3 protein-coding genes are annotated in these 3,340 nt (G+C 69.7%); 1 reads left to right on the top strand and 2 read right to left on the bottom strand.

Translation table 11 applies throughout. The annotated features are described in order from the left end of the window. Together ACOADB_RS14735 and ACOADB_RS14730 are read right to left on the bottom strand one after the other, a co-directional pair. Positions 1–158 (bottom strand): saccharopine dehydrogenase NADP-binding domain-containing protein (locus ACOADB_RS14735; protein WP_378599999.1); only part of this gene is annotated, 158 nt, incomplete at its 3' end. A gap of 33 nt (positions 159–191) precedes the next feature. Continuing rightward, entirely contained in the window at positions 192–1,640 is a 1,449-nt protein-coding gene (locus ACOADB_RS14730) for a gamma-aminobutyraldehyde dehydrogenase (RefSeq protein WP_378599994.1), read from the bottom strand. 123 nt (positions 1,641–1,763) lie between these two features. Here ACOADB_RS14730 and ACOADB_RS14725 point away from each other — a divergent pair, with 123 nt between their 5' ends. Beyond that, positions 1,764–3,155: an aspartate aminotransferase family protein gene (locus ACOADB_RS14725; RefSeq protein WP_378599992.1), complete on the top strand. Its 1,392-nt coding sequence runs from the start codon at positions 1,764–1,766 to the stop codon at positions 3,153–3,155. Positions 3,156–3,340: the final 185 nt, after the last annotated feature.

Genomic DNA, 3,340 nt, shown 5'->3' with positions numbered 1-3,340 from the left:
ACCTGCGCGGCGACGTACCGCTCGTCGGTGGCAGCGGCCTTCTCGGCACGGGCGAGGTCGTAGTCGGCGACGACGATGGTCTCGAAGAAGTCGCGCCGGGCGGCGATGGCCGCGAACGCACCGCCGACGCCACCAGCCCCGATCAGCAGGATCCGCATGGTTTCGAGGCTCCTCGCTGCGCTCGTCGCACCTCAACCACCGGCGGTCCCGATGTAGGACATCACGTGCTTGATGCGCGTGTAGTCCTCGAGCCCGTACATCGAGAGGTCCTTGCCGTAGCCCGAGTGCTTGAACCCGCCGTGGGGCATCTCGGAGACGAAGGGGATGTGGGTGTTGATCCAGACCACGCCGAAGTCGAGCTTGCGCGACATCCGCATCGCGCGGCCGTGGTCCTTGGTCCAGACGCTGGAGGACAGGCCGTACTGGACGCCGTTGGCGAAGCGGAGCGCCTCGGCCTCGTCGCCGAACCGCTGGACGGTGATCACCGGACCGAAGATCTCGTGCTGGACCGCTTCGTCGTCCTGGCGCAGGCCCGAGACGACGGTGGGCTCGTAGAAGTAGCCGCCCTCGCCGCCGGTCACCGAGGCGCGTGCCCCACCCGCGTTGATCGAGGCGTGGTCGGGCAGACGATCGACCATGCCGCTGACCCGGGCCAGCTGGTCGGGGTTGTTCAGGGCGCCGTAGAGGACGTCGGCGTCGTCGGGCATTCCGGTGCGGGTGGTGCGGGCCTGCTCGGCGAGGGCGGCGACGAACTCGTCGTGGATGCCGTCGGCGACGAGCACGCGGGTGGCCGCGGTGCAGTCCTGACCGGCGTTGAAGTAGCCGGCTGTCGCGATCGACTCCACCGCTGCGGCGATGTCGGCGTCGTCGAACACGACGACCGGGGCCTTGCCGCCGAGCTCGAGGTGGACCCGCTTGAGGTCGGTCGCGGCAGAGGCGGCCACCTCCGAGCCCGCCCGCACGGAGCCGGTGATCGCGACCAACTGCGGGGTCGGGTGCTCGATGAGGGCGCGTCCGGTGTCCCGGTTGCCGCACACCACGTTGAGGGTGCCGGGTGGCAGGAACTCGCTCGCCAGCTCGGCGAGGAGCACGGTGCTCGCCGGGGTGGTGTCACTGGGCTTGAGGACCACCGTGTTGCCGGCGGCGAGCGCGGGTGCGATCTTCCAGATCGCCATCATCAGGGGGTAGTTCCACGGCGTCACCTGGGCGACGACGCCGATCGGTTCACGGCGGATCCAGGACGTGTGGTCCTTGAGGTACTCGCCTGCGCTGCGGCCCTCGAGCACGCGTGCGGCCCCGGCGAAGAAGCGCAGCTCGTCGACGCTGGGCGGCAGCTCCTCCTCGGCGGTCAGGCCCAGCGGCTTGCCGGTGTTCTCGCACTCCACGCGGACGAACTCGTCCGCCCGGTCCTCCAGCGCCTGCGCGATGCGAAGCAACGCCTCCTGGCGCTCGCGCGGGGTGGTGTCGCCCCAGACCTCGAAGGCGGCGTCGGCAGCGCGCATCGCACGGTCGACGTCCTCGGCCGCGCTCGCCGGCGCGGTGGCGTACGCCGCTCCCGTGGCCGGGTTGACGACCTCGTAGGTGGCGCCCGAGGCCGCGTCGACGAGCTCACCGTTGATCAGGTTCCGCAGGGGGGTCATGGCCGGGAGCCTAGCCAGCATCTCCGCCGCGGGGAAGCGCTCCAACAACGAAATCCGTTGCGATCTGGTGAACTGGCGACGGATTCACTTGCTCGTGACGACCGAACGGGTCAAGATGGGCGGGTGGCCCACGACTCCGAACAGCACGCAGCCCTCCAGCAGTCCGCCCGCGACCACCTCTGGATGCACTTCACCCGCATGTCGTCGTACGACACGGCCGAGGTGCCGGTGATCGTGCGCGGCGACGGCGCCTACATCTGGGACGCCCACGGGAGGAAGTACCTCGACGCCCTCGGCGGGCTGTTCGTCAGCCAGCTCGGGCACGGGCGCACCGACCTGGCCGAGGTGGCGGCGAAGCAGGCCTCCGAGCTCGCGTTCTTCCCGCTGTGGTCCTACGCGCACCCCACCGCCATCGAGCTCGCCGCGAAGGTCGCCAGCTACGCGCCCGGCGACCTCAACCGGGTCTTCTTCACCTCGGGTGGCGGGGAGGCCGTCGAGTCCGCCTGGAAGCTCGCGAAGAACTACTTCAAGCTCGTCGGCAAGCCGATGAAGCACAAGGTGATCTCGCGGACCATCGCCTACCACGGCACCACCCACGGCGCCCTGTCGATCACCGGCCTGCCCGGTCTCAAGCAGCAGTTCGAACCGCTGGTCCCGTCCACCTTCCGGGTGCCGAACACCAACTTCTACCGCGCACCCGAGCGGTTCCACGACGACGGCGGCGACGCCGAGGCGTTCGGCCGCTGGGCGGCGGACCAGATCGCCGTACAGATCGAGAACGAGGGCCCCGACTCGGTGGCCGCCGTCTTCCTCGAGCCGGTGCAGAACGCGGGCGGCTGCTTCCCGCCGCCCCCGGGCTACTTCCAGCGGGTCCGCGAGATCTGCGACCAGTACGACGTCCTGCTGGTCTCCGACGAGGTGATCTGCGCGTTCGGGCGGCTGGGGCACATGTTCGGTGCCGAGCGCTACGGCTACCAGCCCGACATCATCACCTGCGCCAAGGGCATCACGTCCGGCTACGCCCCGCTCGGCGCGATGATCGCCAGCGACCGGCTGTACGAGCCGTTCGCGCACGGCGCGGAGATGTTCGCCCACGGCTACACCTTCGGAGGCCACCCGGTCTCCACCGCGGTGGCGTTGAAGAACCTCGAGATCTTCGAGAACGAAGGCATCAACGAGGGCGTACGGGCCCGCGAGGGTGACTTCCGCGCGACGCTCGAGAAGCTGCTCGACCTGCCGATCGTCGGCGACGTCCGTGGCGACGGCTTCTTCTACGGCATCGAACTCGTCAAGGACAAGGCCAGCAAGGAGACCTTCGACGAGGACGAGTCCGAGCGCCTGCTCCGCGGCTACCTCTCCAAGGCGTTGTACGACGCCGGCCTCTACTGCCGTGCCGACGACCGGGGCGACCCGGTCATCCAGCTCTCGCCCCCGCTGATCTGCGGCCAGGAGCACTTCGACGAGATCGAGCAGAAGCTCCGCGGCGTGCTGACCGGGGCCCTGGAGCTGCTGTAGGACCGGGTGCCGGGAGCCCCGTGGGGAGGCTCCCGGCACCAGCCGCCCGGTGGTTGAGGTGCGAGCGCAGCGAGCCTCGAAACCTCCGGGCCCACCTTGCGTAGGCGGGCCCGGAGGTTTCGAGGCTCGTCGCTAGCGCTCCTCGCACCTCAACCCCCGGACCGGATCAGTCCTCGGGAGTCTCT

The sequence above is a fragment of the Nocardioides sp. CPCC 206348 genome, assembly GCF_048654705.1.
Taxonomy (GTDB): Bacteria; Actinomycetota; Actinomycetes; order Propionibacteriales; family Nocardioidaceae; genus Nocardioides.
Note: the sequence above shows the minus strand (reverse complement) of the source record. Positions and strands in the feature narration are given on the sequence as shown.